Annotated in this window: 15 protein-coding genes, 1 tRNA gene and 1 pseudogene; 12 read left to right on the top strand and 5 right to left on the bottom strand. The window is 71.3% G+C overall.

Annotated features, from left to right (window positions below; all coding sequences use genetic code 11):
* Window positions 1-56: 56 nt before the first annotated feature.
* Entirely contained in the window at window positions 57-1,394 is a 1,338-nt protein-coding gene (gene aceA, locus JRG78_RS10260) for an isocitrate lyase (protein WP_259606573.1), read from the bottom strand.
* A 137-nt stretch (window positions 1,395-1,531) separates the two neighbouring features.
* Here aceA and JRG78_RS10255 point away from each other — a divergent pair, with 137 nt between their 5' ends.
* Window positions 1,532-2,983, top strand: coding sequence for an XRE family transcriptional regulator (locus JRG78_RS10255; protein ID WP_259606572.1), 1,452 nt, complete (start codon window positions 1,532-1,534; stop codon window positions 2,981-2,983).
* 11 nt (window positions 2,984-2,994) lie between these two features.
* Here JRG78_RS10255 and JRG78_RS10250 read toward each other — a convergent pair whose 3' ends face one another.
* On the bottom strand, window positions 2,995-3,312 hold the full coding sequence (locus JRG78_RS10250) for a hypothetical protein (RefSeq protein WP_259608259.1): 318 nt from the start codon (window positions 3,310-3,312) through the stop codon (window positions 2,995-2,997).
* Between JRG78_RS10250 and JRG78_RS10245 the strand changes: the two are divergent.
* Window positions 3,262-4,161 (top strand): annotated as a pseudogene (locus JRG78_RS10245) (serine hydrolase domain-containing protein); the annotation flags it as partial. The gene JRG78_RS10250 and the pseudogene JRG78_RS10245 overlap by 51 nt on opposite strands.
* A 16-nt stretch (window positions 4,162-4,177) precedes the next feature.
* On the opposite strand, the gene JRG78_RS10240 reads toward JRG78_RS10245, so the two are convergent.
* Entirely contained in the window at window positions 4,178-5,692 is a 1,515-nt protein-coding gene (locus JRG78_RS10240) for a PucR family transcriptional regulator (protein ID WP_259606571.1), read from the bottom strand.
* 93 nt (window positions 5,693-5,785) lie between these two features.
* On the opposite strand from JRG78_RS10240, the gene gabT reads away from it, so the two are divergent.
* The 9 genes from gabT (at window position 5,786) to nusG (ending at window position 15,899) form a co-directional block, all read left to right on the top strand.
* Complete coding sequence (gene gabT, locus JRG78_RS10235) at window positions 5,786-7,147, top strand: 4-aminobutyrate--2-oxoglutarate transaminase (protein WP_259606570.1); 1,362 nt, start codon at window positions 5,786-5,788, stop codon at window positions 7,145-7,147.
* 88 nt (window positions 7,148-7,235) lie between these two features.
* On the top strand, window positions 7,236-8,657 hold the full coding sequence (locus JRG78_RS10230; protein ID WP_259606569.1) for a flavin monoamine oxidase family protein: 1,422 nt from the start codon (window positions 7,236-7,238) through the stop codon (window positions 8,655-8,657).
* The gene (locus JRG78_RS10225; protein WP_259606568.1) at window positions 8,654-9,541 is read left to right on the top strand and encodes a universal stress protein; all 888 of its coding nucleotides are present in this window, start codon (window positions 8,654-8,656) and stop codon (window positions 9,539-9,541) included. Before JRG78_RS10230 ends, JRG78_RS10225 begins: the two co-directional genes overlap by 4 nt.
* Window positions 9,542-9,549: 8 nt before the next feature.
* A complete protein-coding gene (locus JRG78_RS10220) occupies window positions 9,550-11,091 on the top strand; it encodes an APC family permease (protein WP_259606567.1) in 1,542 nt (513 codons plus the stop codon).
* A 28-nt stretch (window positions 11,092-11,119) separates the two neighbouring features.
* On the top strand, window positions 11,120-12,595 hold the full coding sequence (locus tag JRG78_RS10215; protein ID WP_259606566.1) for an NAD-dependent succinate-semialdehyde dehydrogenase: 1,476 nt from the start codon (window positions 11,120-11,122) through the stop codon (window positions 12,593-12,595).
* Window positions 12,596-12,778: 183 nt separating this feature from the next.
* A complete protein-coding gene (locus JRG78_RS10210; RefSeq protein ID WP_272653362.1) occupies window positions 12,779-14,140 on the top strand; it encodes an NAD-dependent succinate-semialdehyde dehydrogenase in 1,362 nt (453 codons plus the stop codon).
* A gap of 294 nt (window positions 14,141-14,434) precedes the next feature.
* A tRNA-Trp gene (locus tag JRG78_RS10205) sits at window positions 14,435-14,507 on the top strand.
* A gap of 40 nt (window positions 14,508-14,547) precedes the next feature.
* Window positions 14,548-14,817 carry a preprotein translocase subunit SecE gene (gene secE / locus JRG78_RS10200; RefSeq protein ID WP_259606564.1) on the top strand — a complete coding sequence of 90 codons (270 nt, stop codon included), beginning with the start codon at window positions 14,548-14,550 and terminating at the stop codon, window positions 14,815-14,817.
* A 62-nt stretch (window positions 14,818-14,879) separates the two neighbouring features.
* Window positions 14,880-15,899 (top strand): transcription termination/antitermination protein NusG, encoded by a 1,020-nt coding sequence (gene nusG, locus JRG78_RS10195; protein ID WP_259606563.1) that lies wholly within the window; start codon window positions 14,880-14,882, stop codon window positions 15,897-15,899.
* 229 nt (window positions 15,900-16,128) lie between these two features.
* Here nusG and JRG78_RS10190 read toward each other — a convergent pair whose 3' ends face one another.
* Both JRG78_RS10190 and JRG78_RS10185 read right to left on the bottom strand, forming a co-directional pair.
* Complete coding sequence (locus tag JRG78_RS10190) at window positions 16,129-16,299, bottom strand: VOC family protein (protein ID WP_336297685.1); 171 nt, start codon at window positions 16,297-16,299, stop codon at window positions 16,129-16,131.
* Window positions 16,300-16,358: 59 nt separating this feature from the next.
* Window positions 16,359-16,526 (bottom strand): VOC family protein, encoded by a 168-nt coding sequence (locus JRG78_RS10185; protein ID WP_272653360.1) that lies wholly within the window; start codon window positions 16,524-16,526, stop codon window positions 16,359-16,361.
* Between the two features lie 90 nt (window positions 16,527-16,616).
* Here JRG78_RS10185 and JRG78_RS10180 point away from each other — a divergent pair, with 90 nt between their 5' ends.
* Window positions 16,617-17,600, top strand: a complete 984-nt coding sequence (locus JRG78_RS10180; RefSeq protein WP_272653359.1) for a helix-turn-helix transcriptional regulator — start codon at window positions 16,617-16,619, stop codon at window positions 17,598-17,600.
* The last annotated feature ends 130 nt before the right edge of the window (window positions 17,601-17,730 follow it).

Genomic DNA, 17,730 nt, shown 5'->3' with positions numbered 1-17,730 from the left:
CCCAAGGGTGAGAATCCGCCCCAAACCCGGGAAGTGAAGGGGATGGGGGTGGGGGCTCAGTGGAACTGGGCCGTCTCGGTGGAGCCGGCGAGGGCGAGGGTGGCGCTGTCGGGGTTGAGCGCGGTGGAGATGACGTCGAAGTAGCCGGTGCCCGCCTCGCGCTGGTGGCGCGTGGCGGTGTAGCCGGATGCCTCCGCGGCGAACTCGGCCTCCTGCAGGTCGACGTAGGCGCTCATGGCGCGCTCGGCATACCCGCGGGCGAGATCGAACATGGAGTAGTTCAGGGCGTGGAAGCCCGCCAGGGTGATGAACTGGAACTTGTAGCCCAGGTCGGCCAGCTCCTGCTGGAAGGTGGCGATCTCGGCATCCGAGAGGTGACGCTTCCAGTTGAAGCTCGGCGAGCAGTTGTACGCGAGCAGCTTGCCCGGGAATTCGGCGTGGATCGCGTTCGCGAACTCGCGGGCCAGCGCGATGTCCGGCTCTCCGGTCTCCACCCAGAGCAGGTCGGCGTACGGGGCGAAGGCCAGACCGCGGCTGATCACGGACTCGATGCCGGGACGGATGCGGTAGAAGCCCTCGCTGGTGCGCTCGCCGGTGGTGAAGGCGCGGTCGCGCTCGTCGATGTCGCTGGTGAGCAGATCGGCGGCGAGCGCGTCGGTGCGGGCGATGATCACGGTCGGGACGCCGGCCACGTCCGCCGCCAGACGAGCGGCATTGAGGGTGCGGATGTGCTGCTGCGTCGGCACCAGCACCTTGCCGCCCAGGTGGCCGCACTTCTTCTCGCTGGCCAGCTGGTCCTCCCAGTGGATGCCGGCCGCGCCGGCCTGGATGAGCGACTGGGCCAGTTCGTACGCGTTCAGGGGGCCGCCGAAGCCGGCCTCGGCGTCGGCGACGATCGGGGCCAGCCAGTCGCGGGTGACGTTCCCCTCGGCGTGCTCGAGCTGGTCCTGCCGCAGCAGGGCGTTGTTGATGCGGCGGACCACGGCGGGGACCGAGTTGGCCGGGTACAGCGACTGGTCGGGGTAGGTCTGCCCGGCGAGGTTGCCGTCGGCGGCGACCTGCCAGCCGGACAGGTAGATGGCCTTCAGCCCGGCGCGCACCTGCTGCACCGCCTGGCCGCCGGTGTAGGCGCCGAGGGCGCGGACGTAGTCCTCCTCACCGTCGGCACCAGCGACGTGCAGCAGATTCCACAGGTTCTCCGCGCCGCGGCGGGCCAGCGTGTTCTCCTCGCGGACCGAGCCGCGGATGCGGATGACGTCCTCGGCCGTGTAGGTGCGCTCCACGCCGTCCCAGCGGGGGTCGGTCTCCCAGCTCTCCCGGAGCTCGGCGGCGGTCTGGACCTGGTCCCCGGCGCGCAGGCCCGAGGCGGTGGCACGGTTCTCGGTGTTCGTCATCGATCTCTCCTCCGTGAGGTGTGAGCCGCGGATGCGGCGGGGCGTTGCATCCACTTTCCATGAAATCATGCGGCTGCGAAGACCGATTCCGGGGAGAAGTTCAGGCGAAATTCTGTTTCTGTGAGAGACTGGTGGCCATGACCACTATCGACGACGTGGACGAGGCCGACGCGCTGACCATCGGGCGCCGCATCCGCCGGCTGCGCACCGCGCGCGGGATGACGCTCGAGGAGCTCGCCGCCGCGGTCGGCCGCGCGCCGAGCCAGATGTCCATGTTCGAGACCGGCAAGCGCGAGCCGAAGCTGAGCATGCTGCAGGCCATCGCCCGCGCCCTCGGCGCCACGATCGACGCTCTGCTGGAGGGGGAGCCGCTCGATGAGCGCAGCGCCATGGAGATCGCGCTCGAACGCGCCATGAAGGGGCAGACGTTCCAGGCGCTCGGGATCTCCCCGTTCCGCATCGGCAAGCAGATCCCCTCCGAGGCGCTCGCCGCGATGCTCGCCCTGCACGGGGAGATCGAGCGGCTCCGCGACGAGCGGGCCGCGACGCCGGAGGAGGCCAGGCGTGCCAACGTCGAGCTGCGGCACCTGATGCGCCGTCAGGACAACTACTTCGAGGACCTCGAGCGCACGGCCTCCGACATCCTCGCCGCCGTGAAGCACCCGGGCGGGCCGCTCACCCAGCGCACCGCCTCGGAGATCGCCGCGCACCTCGGCTTCACGCTGCACTACGCCGCCGACCTCCCGCAGACCACGCGCAGCGTCGCCGACCTCGAGAACGGCCGGCTCTACCTCTCCCGCCACGTGCAGGAGAAGGGGGATGCCCGCGCGCCGGTGCTGCAGGCGCTGTCCAGCCGCATCCTCGGGCACGCCGAGCCGCGCAGCTACGCCGAGTTCCTGCGGCAGCGGGTGGAGACGAACTACCTCACCGGGGCGCTGCTGATGCCGGAGGCGCACCTCGTCCCGGTGCTGCAGGACGCCAAGCAGCGCCGGGCGATCTCGATCGAGGACCTCCGCGACGCCTACTCGGTGTCGTACGAGACCGCCGCGCACCGCTTCACCAACCTCGCGACCCGGCACCTGGGCATCCCGGTGCACTTCCTGAAGGTGCACGAGTCGGGCACGATCACGAAGGCGTACGAGAACGACGACGTGAACTTCCCGACCGACCGGCTCGGCGCCATCGAGGGGCAGATGTGCTGTCGGCGGTGGACCAGCCGGGTGGTGTTCGACGTCGAGGACCGGTTCAACCCGTACTACCAGTACACCGACACCGGCAACGGCACCTACTGGTGCACCGCCCGGGTCGAGCCCTCCAGCGAGGGGCTGCACTCGGTGAGCGTCGGCGTGCGCTTCGACGACACGAAGTGGTTCGTCGGGCGCGACACCCCCAACCGCGGTGTGTCGAAGCACTCCGTCGAGGTGTGCTGCCGGCGGGCCCCGGCCGAGCTCGAGGAGCGCTGGCGCGACAAGGCGTGGCCGAACGTGCGCACGCCGCGCACGCTGCTGGCGACCCTGCCGACCGGGGCGTTCCCGGGCGTGGACACGACGGACGTGTACGAGTTCCTCGAGGCGCACGCCCCTCGCTGAGCCGATCGGGGTCAGCCGGCGACGGCCGCCGCCTCGGCGCGCAGCACGCCCGGCTCCAAGCCGAGGGTCCACTCGGCCACGTCGGCGACGAAATGCACGTACGACCCCTCGGGGAAGGCGTTGCGGTTGTTCGCGTACGCGCCGATGCCGTCGATCGCGATGAAGATCCGCACGCACGCGGCGAACGGATCGTCGGTGCGGAAGTCCCCGGACTGCACGCCCTCCTCGATGAGGGCCACGAGGCGGTCGCGGTCGAGGGCCTCCTGCCCTCGGGCGGATCGGTCGTCGCCGAGTACCACCGGGAGGGCTGCGCGCGGGACGACCGGCACCTGCTGATGAGCGTCTCGAAGTCGCTGTGCGGCATCGTGGTGGCAGCCCTCGCGGCGGACGGCGCGATCGACCGGGTCCGCCCGGTGGTGCACTACCTGCCCGAACTCGCCGGCTCGGTGTACGACGGACCGTCGGTGCAGCACGTGCTCGACATGCAGATCGCGATCGACTACCGCGAGGACTACCTCGACCCGGCATCCGAGGTGCAGACCCACGACCGGTCGACGGGCTGGCGCACGCGACGCGCGGGGGATCCGCGGGACACCTGCGCCTTCCTCGCCACCCTGCGCGGGAGCGGCGAGACCGGTGCGTTCCAGTACTGCTCCGCGAACACCGACGTGCTGGCCTGGCTGGTCGAGCGCGTCACCGGGCTGCGCTACAGCGAGGCGCTGTCGGCGCTGCTGTGGCAGAAGATCGACGCCGACCGGGATGCCGTGATCACCGTCGACCCGTCCGGCTTCGGCTTCGCCAACGGCGGCATCTCCTGCACGGCCCGCGACCTCGCCCGGGTCGGCCGCGTGATGCTCGACGGCGGCGCCGCGCCGGGCGGCCGGGTGGTGCCGGAGGAGTGGGTGCAGCGGGTGCTTGGCGGCGGCGACCCGGCCGCGATGCGCGGCTCCGGGTTCGCGGAGACGTTCCCGGGCGGCTCGTACACCGACCAGTGGTGGTGCTTCGGCAACGACCGCGGCAACGTCAGCGGCATCGGCATCCACGGGCAGAACCTGTGGCTGGACCCGGTCACCGACAGCGTGATCGTGAAGTTCTCGACGTGGCCCGAGCCCGACACGGATGCCTGGCACGACCGGCAGACGGCCCTGCTGCTCGAGGTGAGCGCCGCGCTGGGCTGAACACGCGGGCGGGACCTCAGCGCGTCGCGCCTCGCGTGCCGGCGGTCTGCAGCGCCGCCCACAGCTCGGCACGCGCCGGGAAGCCGGACAGGTCGGCCGACAGGATGCCCGAGGCCTGCGCGATCCACGACCGCAGGGTGTGCCGGTGCACGCCGAGCGCCGCGGCGGCCGGCTCCAGGCGCGCGTCGTGCTCCAACCACGCGCGCAGTGCCCCCTCCAGGTCCGTTCCCGCCGCCTCGTCGTGACGGCGCAGCGGCGCCAGGCGCGCCTCGGCCGCGAGCCGCGCCTCGTCCGAGCCGAGCGCCGTCAGCAGGAACGAGGTCGCCGCATCCGCGTACCGGGACAGCCCGGGCCGGCGGCGGCGCAGGGCGGCGAGCGCCTGCGCGTGCGCGCGGGAGAAGGCCGCGTATCCCTCGGGCTCCGAGACGCCCAGGCGCACCCCGAACCGTTCCGCGAGCTCGGCCAGCAGCGGCTCGTCGTCGGCGTTCACGCACATCGTGAGCCCGTCCTCGGACTCCGCGGCGAACACCGCCACCCCGTCGTCCGTGCGACGGCGGTCCCACCACTCCAGGATCGCCGGGACGGGGGCATCCGGCTCCGCCACCGCCACCACCACCGGCGCGTGCGGCACCGAGCCGAGCACCTGCCGGGCCAGCGACGGGTCGTCGAGCAGGAGCGAGGCGAGCACCTGGCTGCGCAGTCGGCGCCGGGCCCGCTCCAGCTGCTCGTTCTGCTCCAGCGCGAGGCCGGCCATCGCGATCACCGAGGTCACCACGGCCCGCGCCTCCGGGTCCAGGGTTCCCACGGCGATCGCGATCACGCCGCGCAGGTGGCCGCCGCGCCCGAGCGTGAACAGCGAGAACACCGCGTCCCCGGCGACCAGGGACTGGCTGGCCTGCCCGCCGCGGGCGAGCAGCTCGGCGACCCGCGCGGAGAGCTCGGGTGCGGCCTCGGCCGCGAGGGACGGATGCTCGTGCACCAGCGCCCCGGTGGCGTCGAACATGCCCACCCACGCGTCCAGCCGGCGGGACAGCTCGGTCAGGGTCGCGTCCAGGCCCCGCGGTCGCAGCGCCGCGATCGCCAGGGCGCGCTGGGTCTCCAGCGCCCACGTGCGCCGCGCGTACGCCTGTGCCGCGATCGCCTCCGCGTGTGCGCGCGCGATCGCGATGAACGGCGTGCCGTACGGCACCTCGAACAGCGGCATCCCGCGGGCCGCGCACGCCGCGGCGAGCTCCTCCGGGATGCCGGAGCGGTGCACCTCGGTGCCGAAGCCCAGCCCGAGCACGCCGTGTCCGGCCAGTCGCGCGACGTACGCGTCCACGCCTGCCGGGTCGTCGTCGGCGAACTGGGTGCCGGTCGTGAGCAGCACGAGGTCCTCGGCCAGGAACGGGGTGGGATCGGCGAGATCCGAGCTGTGCACCCAGCGCAGCGGGTGGTCGAGCGCCGCCTCGGCGAGGGCGGACTCGTCCGCCACCAGCCGCAGGCCCAGATCGCGGCGCCGCAGCAGCGAGCGGAGGGTGGGCTGTTCCATCGGTGCTCCAGGATGTACGGTGCGGCGAAAGGGCCGTCTCGATTGTACAGTCCGGCGAATGCATCCCGGCCGGAGTCGACGTAGCCTCGGGGCATGACCCTCATCGACGCGGCTACGACCTCGCTTCCCTCCGGCGGCCCCGGGCTCCCCCAGGAGCGTCGCCTCGTCACCGAGCTCCCCGGCCCCCGCTCGGCCGAGATCCTCGCGCGCAAGGCGGATGCCGTGGCATCCGGCGTGGCGCACTCCATGCCCATCGCGACCGTCGCGGCCGGCGGCGGCGTCGTCGTCGACGCCGACGGCAACTCCCTGATCGACCTCGGCAGCGGCATCGCCGTGACCACGGTCGGCAACGCGCACCCGAAGGTCGCGGAGGCCGTCGCGGCGCAGGCGGCGCAGTTCACGCACACCTGCTTCATGATCTCGCCGTACGAGTCGTACGTCGACGTCGCCGAGGCGCTGAACCGCCTCACCCCGGGCGACTTCGCGAAGAAGAGCGCCCTGTTCAACTCCGGCGCCGAGGCGGTGGAGAACGCGATCAAGATCGCCCGCAAGCACACCGGCCGCCAGGCCGTCGTCGCCTTCGACCACGGCTACCACGGCCGCACCAACCTCACCATGGCGCTCACGGCGAAGTCGATGCCCTACAAGAGCGGCTTCGGTCCGTTCGCGCCGGAGGTGTACCGCGTGCCCGGCTCGTACCCGTTCCGCGACGGGCTCACCGGCGCCGAGGCCGCCAAGCGCGCGATCACCCTGATCGAGAAGCAGATCGGCGCCGGCAACCTCGCCGCCGTCATCATCGAGCCGCTCCAGGGCGAGGGCGGCTTCATCGTCCCGGCCGACGGCTTCCTCGAGGCCGTGGTCGCCTGGTGCCGTGAGAACGGCGTCGTCTTCATCGCCGACGAGGTGCAGACCGGCTTCGCCCGCACCGGCGCGATGTTCGCCAGCGAGCTGTTCGGCATCGAGCCCGACCTGATCACCACCGCCAAGGGCATCGCCGGCGGCCTGCCGCTGGCCGGCGTCACCGGCCGCGCCGAGATCATGGACTCCGCGCACGCCGGCGGCCTGGGCGGCACCTACGGCGGCAACCCGATCGCCTGCGCCGCTGCGCTCGCCGCGATCGACGCCTTCGAGAACGACGGGCTCCTCGAGCGCGCCCAGCAGATCGGCGAGATCCTCGTCGGCCGTCTGAACGCGATCCGCGAGAAGGACGCCCGCATCGGCGACGTCCGCGGCCGCGGTGCGATGATCGCCGCCGAGTTCGTCGACCCGGAGACGGGGGAGCCGGACGCTGCGCTCACCGCCGCCGTCGCCAAGGCCGCGATCGCCCAGGGCGTCATCGTGCTCACCTGCGGCACCTTCGGCAACGTCATCCGCTTCCTGCCGCCGCTGTCCGTCGGCGACGAGCTGCTGAACGAGGGCCTCGACGTCATCGCCGACGCCCTCGCCTCGGCCTGAGACCGCCGGCCGCGACCCGGGTCGGGGGATTCCGGGTTGCGGCCGGTTACATCTGTTCCCCCATATCCTCCGCATCCAAGGAGCCAGCATGACTGAACTCAGCCGCGACGTCGTCGTCGTCGGTGCCGGTGCCGCCGGTCTCACCGCGGCGAACGAGCTGCGCAAGGCCGGCCTCTCCGTGGCCGTGCTCGAGGCGCGCGACCGCGTGGGCGGACGCCTCTGGACGGACGTCATCGACGGCGCCACCCTCGAGATCGGCGGCCAGTGGGTCTCGCCGGATCAGGACGCGCTGAAGGAGACGCTCGCCGACCTGGGCCTGGAGACCTACTCCCGGTACCGCGAGGGCGACAGCGTCTACATCGGCCGCGACGGGAAGCTCACCCGGTTCACCGGGGACATCTTCCCGGTCGCACCCGAGACCGAGAAGGAGCTCGTCCGCCTGATCGACAAGCTCGACGCCATGGTCGCGCAGGTCGACCCGGACCGCCCGTGGGAGACACCGGACGCGGAAGCGCTCGACACGATCTCCTTCGAGCAGTGGCTCGCGAACGAGACCGAGGACCAGGAGGCGCGCGACAACATCGCGCTGTTCATCGGCCCCGCCATGCTCACGAAGCCGGCGCACTCGTTCTCCACCCTGCAGGCGCTGCTGATGGCGGCATCCGCGGGCAGCTTCACGCACCTGGTCGACGCGGACTTCATCCTCGACGAGCGCGTCGTGGGCGGCCTGCAGCAGGTGCCGCTGCGCCTGGCCGAGCGCCTCGGCGACGACGTGCTGCTGAACCAGCCGGTGCGCACCCTGGAGTGGGGCGACCCGTCGACCGGCTCGGCGTCCGGTGTCGTCGCCCGCACCGACGACACCACCGTCCGGGCCCGGTTCGCGATCCTCGCGCACGCCCCGGTGCTGTACAACCGCATCTCCTTCGTGCCCGCCCTGCCGCGTCGCCAGCACCAGCTGCACCAGCACCTGTCGATGGGCTTCGTGATCAAGGTGCACGCCGTCTACGACCGCCCGTTCTGGCGCGACAACGGCCTCTCCGGCACCGCGTTCAGCCCGTACGAGCTCGCGCACGAGGCGTACGACAACACCAACCACGGCGACGAGCGCGGCACCCTGGTCGGCTTCGTCTCGGACAAGAACGCCGACGGCGTGTTCCAGCTGTCCGCCGAGGAGCGCAAGGAGCGCATCCTCGAGTCGCTGTCGCACTACTACGGCCCTGAGGCGAAGAACCCGGTCGTGTACTACGAGAGCGACTGGGGCAGCGAGGAGTGGACCCGCGGCGCGTATGCGGCGAGCTTCGACCTGGGCGGTCTGCACCGCTACGGCGCGGACCTGCGCACCCCGGTCGGCCCGATCCACTTCGCCTGCAGCGACATGGCCGGCGCCGGCTACCAGCACGTCGACGGCGCGATCCGGATGGGTCGCCTCGTGGCCTCGAACATCGTCGAGGCCAGCCGCGCCAACGGCGACGCCGAGCAGCTCGCGGCGGCGGGGAGCGCCGAGCGGTGACCTCCTCGATCGTCGTCGGCTACACGGCGACGGATGCCGGGGCGGACGCCCTCGCCCTCGGCGCGCGCCTGGCGCGCGGCCTGGGCATGGCGCTCGACCTGGTGATCGTGCTGCCCGCCGAGGGGACCCGCAGCGCCGCCGTGCCGCCCGAGCGCGCCTACGAGGATCACGTGCGAGGGCAGGCCCAGCAGTGGCTGCGGGACGCCGCGGCATCCGTCCCCGACGACGTGGCCGTCACCGGCCACGTCCGCTTCGGCGACTCGTTCGCCGAGGGGCTGATCCAGGCCGGTGAGGAGTTCGACGCCCGGCTGATCGTCGTCGGCGCCGCCAACGGCAGCGCGTTCGGGCGTCATCGCCTGGGTTCGGTCGCCTCCGAGCTGGTGCACTCCTCGCCGATCCCGGTGGCCCTCGCCCCGGCCGGCTCGGCGCGCGACACCGACGTGACCACCCCGATCTCGCGCGTCACGGCGGCCGTGGGCACCCGAGCCGGCGCCGACGTGCTGCTCGAGGAGGCCGCCGCGCTGACCACGGCCAGCGGCGGCTCGCTGCGTCTCATCTCCCTCGTCCCGTTCGACGTGCCCGCCGGTCTCGACACCGGGACCATCACCCTGGTGCAGGGCGCGCACGGTGACGACGTGCTCACCCAGGCGCGGGAGGCCCTGCCCGAGGGCATCACCGCTGAGCTCGAGCGCGCCGCGGGCGAGAGCGTCGAGGTCGCCATCGCCCACCTGCCCTGGCAGCCCGGCGAGGTGCTGCTGGTCGGCTCCAGCCGCCTGGCCCAGCCCCGTCGTCTCTTCCTCGGCTCGACCGCCGCGAAGATGCTGCACGAGCTGCCCGTACCCATGATCGTCGTCCCGCGCACGCGGGCGGCCGGAGAGGCTTGAACCTTCCCATGTCCCAGTTCACGCACAACGACGTGTCCGACCCGGTCACCACCGGCATCTCGCAGAAGGGCCTGCGCGCCGGGGCGGTCGGCGTGCTCGGCGCCGTGGTCATCGGCGTCTCCACCATCGCCCCCGCCTACACCCTCACCGCGTCGCTCGGCCCGACGGTCGCGGTGGTCGGCACCCAGGTGCCCGCCATCATCCTGGTCGGCTTCATCCCGATGCTGCTGACCGCGTTCGGATACCGCGAGCTCAACCGCGTCATGCCCGACTCCGGCACCTCGTTCACGTGGGGCGTGCGGGCCTTCGGCCCGTGGATCGGCTGGATGACCGGCTGGGGCCTGGTCGCGGCCACAGTGATCGTGCTGTCCAACCTGGCCGGCATCGCGGTGGAGTTCCTCTTCCTGCTGATCGCCCAGCTCAGCGGCAACCCCGGCATCGCGGACCTCGCCTTCAACCCGCTCATCAACGTGTCCGTCTGCCTGCTGTTCATGCTCGGCGCCACGCTGGTGACGTACCGCGACATGCAGACCACCCAGAAGGTGCAGTACGTGCTCGTCGGCTTCCAGGTCGCCGTGCTCGTGCTGTTCGCGATCGTCGCGATCGTGAAGGTGGTCAACGGCGAGGCGCCGGAGCCGACCGCGTTCTCGTGGTCGTGGTTCAACCCGTTCGAGGTGCCCACGTTCAGCGCCCTCGCCGCCGGCCTCTCGCTGTCCATCTTCATCTTCTGGGGCTGGGACGTCGTGCTCACCATGAACGAGGAGACGAAGAACCCCGAGAAGACCCCGGGCCGGGCCGCGATGCTGACCGTGGTCGTCGTGGTGAGCCTCTACCTGCTGCTGTCGATCGGCCTGATCATGTTCGCCGGGGTCGGCACCGGCGCATTGGGGCTGGCGAACGAGGACATCTCGGCCAACGTGTTCTTCGCGCTGTCCGACCCGGTGCTCGGCCCGCTGGCGTTCCTGGTGTCGCTCGCCGTGCTGTCCAGCTCGGCCGCCTCGCTGCAGTCCACCGCCGTGGGCCCGGCCCGCACGCTGCTGGCGATGGGCTACTACGGCGCGCTGCCGCCGAAGTTCGCGAAGGTGAGCCCGCGGTTCTTCACCCCTGGCTACGCCACCATCGTGTCGGCGGTCGTGGCATCCGTCTTCTACGCCGTGATGCGCCTGCTCAGCGAGAGCGTCCTCACCGACACGATCCTGTCGCTCGGCATGATGATCTGCTTCTACTACGGGCTCACCGCGTTCGCCTGCGTGTGGTACTTCCGCCGGCAGTGGTTCGACTCGGCGCGGAGCTTCTTCTTCACGTTCCTGTTCCCGCTCGTCGGCGGCGGCATCCTCGCCGTGCTGTTCGTGACCACGCTGATCGACTCGATGGATCCCGCCTACGGCAGCGGATCCAGCATCGGCGGCGTCGGCCTCGTGTTCGTGCTCGGTGTCGGGATCATCCTGGCGGGCGTCGCGATCATGTTCTGGCAGGCGGTCCGCCGCCCGGCCTTCTTCCGCGGTGAGACGCTGAGCAAGGAAGCGCCGCCCAGCCTCACCCGCCGCTGACCCTCATCCCCACAGAATCGAGACGATTATGAGCACTGCACTTGCATCGACTGAACAGGACCTCCTCAGCCGCGTGCCCACCGGCCTCTTCATCGGAGGGGAGTGGATCGACGCCGAGGAGGGGCGCACCTTCGACGTGCACGACCCGTCGACCGGCGCCGTGATCCGTTCCATCGCCGACGCCACCCCGGCCGACGGCATCCGCGCCCTCGACGCCGCCGTGGCCGCGCAGGAGGCGTGGGCGGCGACCGCCCCCCGCACCCGCAGCGACATCCTGCGTCGCGCCTTCGACCTGGTGCAGGAGCGCAAGGAGGACCTGGCGCTGCTGATGACGCTGGAGATGGGCAAGCCGCTCGCCGAGGCGCGCGGCGAGGTCATCTACGGCGGCGAGTTCCTGCGCTGGTTCAGCGAGGAGGCGGTCCGGATCACCGGTCGTTACGGCCTGAACCCGGAGGGCACCGGCCGGATGGTCGTCTCGCAGCGACCGGTCGGCCCGTCGTTCTTCATCACGCCGTGGAACTTCCCGTTCGCGATGGCCACCCGCAAGATCGCGCCGGCCCTCGCCGCCGGATGCACGGTCGTCATCAAGCCCCCGGCGCTGACCCCGCTGACCACGATGTACTTCACCACGCTGCTGGAGGAGGCGGGCCTGCCCGCCGGCGTCGTGAACGTGGTGCAGACCTCGCGCTCCAGCGCGCTGTCCGGCCCGATCATCGCCGACCCGCGCCTGCGCAAGCTGTCGTTCACCGGCTCCACCGAGGTGGGCCGCAAGCTCATCTCGCAGGCCGCCGAGGGCGTGCTGCGGGTGTCGATGGAGCTCGGCGGCAACGCCCCGTTCGTCGTGTTCGAGGACGCCGACCTGGACAAGGCCGTGGACGGCGCCCTCGCGGCGAAGTTCCGCAACATCGGCCAGGCGTGCACCGCGGCGAACCGCTTCATCGTGCACAAGGACGTCGCAGAGGAGTTCGCGCGCAAGGTCACCGAGCGCGTGCAGGCGATGAAGGTCGGCCGCGGCACCGAGGAGGGCGTCGCCATCGGCCCGCTCATCGACGCGGATGCCGTCGCCAAGGCGTCCGAGCTGGTCGGCGACGCCGTCGAGCGCGGGGCGACCCTGCTCACCGGCGGCAAGGCGCTCGAGGGCGAGGGCACCTTCTACCAGCCCACCGTGCTCACCGACGTGGTCGCCGGCAGCGCGATCCTGCGCGAGGAGATCTTCGGCCCGGTGCTGGCGATCGCCACGTTCACCGACGAGGCCGAGGCCGTGCGCCTGGCGAACGACACCGAGTACGGGCTGGTCTCGTACGTCTACACCGAGGACCTCGCCCGCGGTCACCGCATGATCGACGCGCTGGAGACCGGCATGATGGGTCTCAACGTGGGCGTCGTGTCCAACGCGGCCGCGCCGTTCGGCGGCGTCAAGCAGTCCGGCATCGGCCGCGAGGGCGGGTTCGAGGGAATCCACGAGTACCTGTCCACCAAGTACACGCTCATCCCCAACAGCTGACTCCGTCGCGGGCGGCGGTCCCGGTCGCGGAGCGGCTGACACCGGCGACCGAGACGAATCGCACATCATCCCCCGGTCGTTGAGCGAGGGAGCGCAGCGACCGAGACGAAACGCACACCATCCCCCGGTCGTTGAGCGAGGGAGCGCAGCGACCGAGACGAAACGCACACCACAGGAGAGAAAATGACCGACTACGCCGTCGTCAATCCCGCCACCGGCGAGACCGTGGCGACCTACGACACCTTCACCGACGCCCAGATCGACGACGCCGTCGCCCGGGCCGCGGCCGCCGCGGCGACCTGGGGCGCCACCGTCCCCGCCGAGCGCGCTGCGGTGATCCGCCGCATCGCGGAGCTGCACCGGGAGCGCCGCGAGGAGCTCGCCGCGATCATGGTCCGCGAGATGGGCAAGCCGATCGCGGCGGCCCTGGGCGAGGTGGACTTCGCCGCCGACATCGTCGAGTTCTACGCGGACAACATCGACAAGATCACCGGCGACCAGCCCCTCGACATCCTCGGCGAGGGGACCGCGGTGATCCGCCGTGCGCCGCTGGGCGCACTGCTGGGCATCATGCCGTGGAACTTCCCGGCCTACCAGGTCGCGCGCTTCGCCGCGCCGAACCTCGCGGTGGGCAACACGATCATCCTGAAGCACGCCCCGCAGTGCCCGGAGTCCGCGGCCGCCCTCGAGGCCATCTACTCCGACGCCGGCCTGCCGGACGGCGGCTACGTGAACGTGTACGCCACGAACGAGCAGGCCGCGGCCATCATCGCCGACCCGCGCGTGCACGGCGTCTCGGTCACCGGCTCCGAGCGCGCCGGTGCGGCCGTCGCCGAGGTGGCTGGCCGCAACCTGAAGAAGGTGGCGCTCGAGCTCGGCGGCTCCGACCCGTTCATCGTGCTCTCCACGAACGACCTCGACGCGACCGTGCAGGCCGCCGTCGACGCCCGCCTGGACAACAATGGTCAGTCCTGCAACGGCGCGAAGCGCTTCATCGTCGTCGACGAGCTGTACGACGCGTTCGTGGAGAAGTTCGTCGCCTCGCTCTCGGCGGTGAAGGCGGAGGACCCGACCCAGGAGGACACCGTCCTCGGCCCGCTGTCGTCGCTCGCCGCCGCCGAGCGCCTGCAGGAGCAGATCGACCGCGCCGTGGCGCAGGGCGCGACGGTGCTCACCGGCGGCACCCGCGACGGGGCGTTCTTCGCCCCCACCGTGCTCGCCGACGTCACGCCGGAGATGGACGTGTACCGTGAGGAGCTGTTCGGCCCGGCCGGGGTCGTGTACCGCGTCGCCGACGAGACGGAGGCCGTCAAGCTCGCCAACGACACGCCGTTCGGGCTGGGCTCGTACGTGTTCACCACGGATGAGGAGCAGGCCGAGCGCGTCGCCAACAGCATCGAGGCGGGCATGGTCTACGTCAACCTCGTCCTCGCCGACAGCCCCGAGCTGCCGTTCGGCGGCGTCAAGCGCAGCGGCACCTCGCGGGAGCTGGGTCTGCTGGCCGCCGACGAGTTCGTGAACAAGAAGCTCATCCGCAAGGCGTGAGATCGGACCGGAGGGGGCGGATGCCGCGCGGCATCCGCCCCCTCCGGCGTTCCCGCGCACCGTCAAGGTGCGGCGGGCACCGCGCGATGCTCCGCCGTGCCCATCCGCCGTCGCGTCGCGGCATCCGGATCACGCCTGGGCATCGTCACGCGGAGAGCGAACGCGCGCGGAGCCGCCTCGGTTCGGAGCGGGGGTGCGCATGGCGTACACTGGACAGGCAGTTGTCCGATACTTTCGCCGTGCCCGGGATCCGGTCGCGAGGAGGATGAGGACCCAGGGATCCGACGGATCTCTAGGGCGGTAGCTCAATTGGCAGAGCAGCGGTCTCCAAAACCGCAGGTTGCAGGTTCGATTCCTGTCCGCCCTGCGCGTCAGCGCGATGCTGACTCACGAAAGGTACACGCAGGATGGATCAGGACGAAGCGCGCGGCGAGGTCGTCACGGCCGGGGCAGGAGCCCTGCGCGACTCGAAGCTCGGCTTCTTCGGCCGCATCGCCCTGTTCTTCCGCCAGGTGATCAGCGAACTGCGCAAGGTCGTCACCCCGACCCGCAAGGAACTGGTCAAGTTCACGCTCGTCGTGCTGGTGTTCGTGCTGATCGTGATGGGTCTGGTCTCCGGCCTCGACTGGCTTTTCGGAATGCTGACCCACTACGTGTTCGGAGTGCCCGGCAGCTGACGCACCCTTCGACGGGCTCAGGGACCGCCTGCCAGCCGTCGCAGTGAACGGAAAGAAGCAACGTGTCTGAACGATATTCCGACGACGCAGACTGGGCCACCGCGGCAGAGCAGTCCAGCGAGGAGGACGAGGCCCAGGAGGGCAACGTCCTCGCAGAGCAGGAGCGCTCGTCGACCTCGGCCGAGCACATCGCCCTCCACATCGAGGGCGACGGCGAGGAGTTCGACGGCGCGGACGAAGACATCGACATCGAAGACCCGGAGGCGGACGCGATCGTGAACGACGCTCTCAACCTGGACGAAGCGGCTGAGGCTGAGGCCGCCGCTGAAGTCCTCAACGATTCGGTCGCCGAAGAGGCCGCCGAGCTCGAGGCCGCGGCCGCGGACGAAGTGGACCCGTACGACGGGCCCGACGTGAACGGCGACGCGGAGACCTCGGACGACGAGTCCGACGCGGAGGAGGACCCGTACGAGGCCTTCCGCGCCGAGCTTCGGATGCTGCCCGGCAAGTGGTACGTGATCCACTCCTACGCCGGCTTCGAGCGCAAGGTGAAGGCCAACATCGAGCAGCGCAAGTCGACGCTCGAGGTCGAGGACGAGATCTACCAGGTCGAGGTCCCGATGGAGGACGTCGTCGAGATCAAGAACGGCCAGCGCAAGATGGTCAACCGCGTGCGCATCCCCGGCTACGTGCTGGTGCGCATGGAGCTGAACGAGGACACCTGGTCGGTCGTGCGGCACACGCCGGGCGTGACCGGCTTCGTCGGGAACGCGCACAACCCGACCCCGCTGCGCTTCGAAGAGGCCTTCAACATGCTGAAGCCGCTCGTCGAGGTCAAGGACGTCCCCACCGCGAAGTCCATCGCCGCCAAGGGCGGCACCGCGGTCGCCCGCCCGGTGCTGGCCGAGGTCGACTTCGAGGTCGGCGAGACCATCACGATCAAGGAGGGCTCGTTCGCGGGTCTTCCCGGCACGATCAGCGAGATCAAGCCGGAGAGCGGCAAGCTCACCGTGCTCGTGTCGCTGTTCGAGCGCGAGACCCCGGTCGAGCTGTCGTTCGACCAGGTCACCAAGATGCTCTGACGGTTCTGACCCGTCACTGGAACGGCCGCTCCTCCGGGGGCGGCCGTTCCTGCATCCGACGGCCGTCGGCGCCGTCGTGACGGATCGGGGGTCGACACGCCAGTTGGCGGGTTACATCGCCGAACCCGACCGACATGTGGCGTGTCGACCCCCGAAGTGGTTGCCCGGGACGCGTGCGCCGCCGCATCCGTGCGAAGCGCCCGGGGCACGATGCGCCGGCGGATGCTCGTCAGCCGGCGTGCCGTGCGGCCCAGTGCGGACTCTGGACGAGGCCCAGCAGGTTGCCGAACGGGTCGCTGACGGATGCCGACCACCAGCCCTCGCCCCGCTGCGTGACCGGGTCGAAGGGCTGCGCCCCGAGCGCGATCAAGCGGTCGAAGGCCGCCCGGATGTCATCCACATGCATGCTGACGAGCGCGCCGCCGGGCTGCGGGAGAGCAGGTCGGAAGCGCGCGTCCATCAGGGCGAGTTCGTCCTCGTCGTCGCCGAAGCGCCACTCGGCGTACTGGGCGGGCCCTGCTCGGGGCGGACGAAGTACGGCGGCGCGTCGAACACGCGGGTGTACCAGTCGATGGCGGCGGCCATGTCGTCGGCCACGAGGTTGAGGTTGGCGAGTCCACGGAACATGTCGGTTCTCCTTCTGGCGAGGTGCGGATGCTTCTATGCTCGACGTTGAAGTGATCACCCTTTGATCACTTCTCGCGGGACGGATTCCGAATGCGCGCCGATCGCCTCATCCAGGCGCTGCTGCTGATGCAGGGGCGCGCCCGGATCACGGCCGCCGAGCTCGCGGCCGAGCTCGAGGTCTCGGTGCCGACGGCGCGCCGCGACCTCGAGGCGCTGGCGATGGCGGGCGTGCCGATCTATCCGACCCGGGGGAGGGGCGGGGGCTGGCAGCTGATCGGCGGGGCACGCACCGACCTGACCGGCCTCACCGAGACCGAGGTCACCGCTCTTCTGGCCGGTCTGACCCAGAGTCTCGGGGCAGGACCTGACCGCGTGGCCGCTCTCCGCAAGCTCGTCCGCGCCGTCCCCGCGCCCTTTCGTGAAGGAGCGCAGCGGATCGCCGAGGCGACCGTGCGAGACGTGCCGTGGGGTGAGAGCTCCGCGCCCGACGACCCCGCCAAGGTGGCGGTGCTGCAGCGAGCGATCGCACGGCGCATCCGCGTGCGGTTCGACTACGACGGCTCACGGGGTCCGGCGACGGTCGAACTCGTGCCGCTCGTCGTGGGCAGCCGCGGTGCACGCTGGTACCTGCTCGGCGCGCCGGCGCAGCGCGGGACGGATGCCGCCGACGAGAGCGGACTGCGCACCTACCGCGTCGACCGTCTCTCGTCGCTCGAACCGCTCGACCTACCCGGACTGCCGCCGTCCGACTTCGACGCCGCCGCGACGTGGGCGCGCATGGTCGAGCGGGTGGAGGGGTTGCGCGGCGCTGTCCGTGCCGTCGTGGAGGTCGACGCGTGGGCGGTGCGGGCGCTGTGCGACCGCTTCGGGGTGCAGGCCCGCCTGCTCGACCACGGCGCGAGCGCCGAGGCGCCGAGCCGGGTGCGGGTGGAGGTGAGTGCGCGTCGCGCGGACGCGCTCGCGGAGCAGCTGGCGGGCTGGGTCGACGTGGCGGAGGTCGTCGAGCCGGCCGAGGTCCGCGTCGGGCTGCGGATGCTCGGGGAGCGCATCGTGGCGCGATACCGCGACGCGTAGCATCCGGCGGCCCCGTGACGAATCGGGGGTCGACACGCCGGTTGACGGACCACATCGCCGGATCCGACCGAGGTGTGGCGTGTCGACCCCCGAAGTGGTTGCCGCGGATCGGCGCGGACTCGAGCATCCG

The organism is Microbacterium sp. EF45047 (assembly GCF_028472845.1).
In the GTDB taxonomy this organism is placed as follows: Bacteria; Actinomycetota; Actinomycetes; order Actinomycetales; family Microbacteriaceae; genus Microbacterium; species Microbacterium neungamense.
The sequence above is the reverse complement of the archived record's forward strand: the minus strand, read 5'-3'. Positions and strand labels throughout refer to the sequence as shown.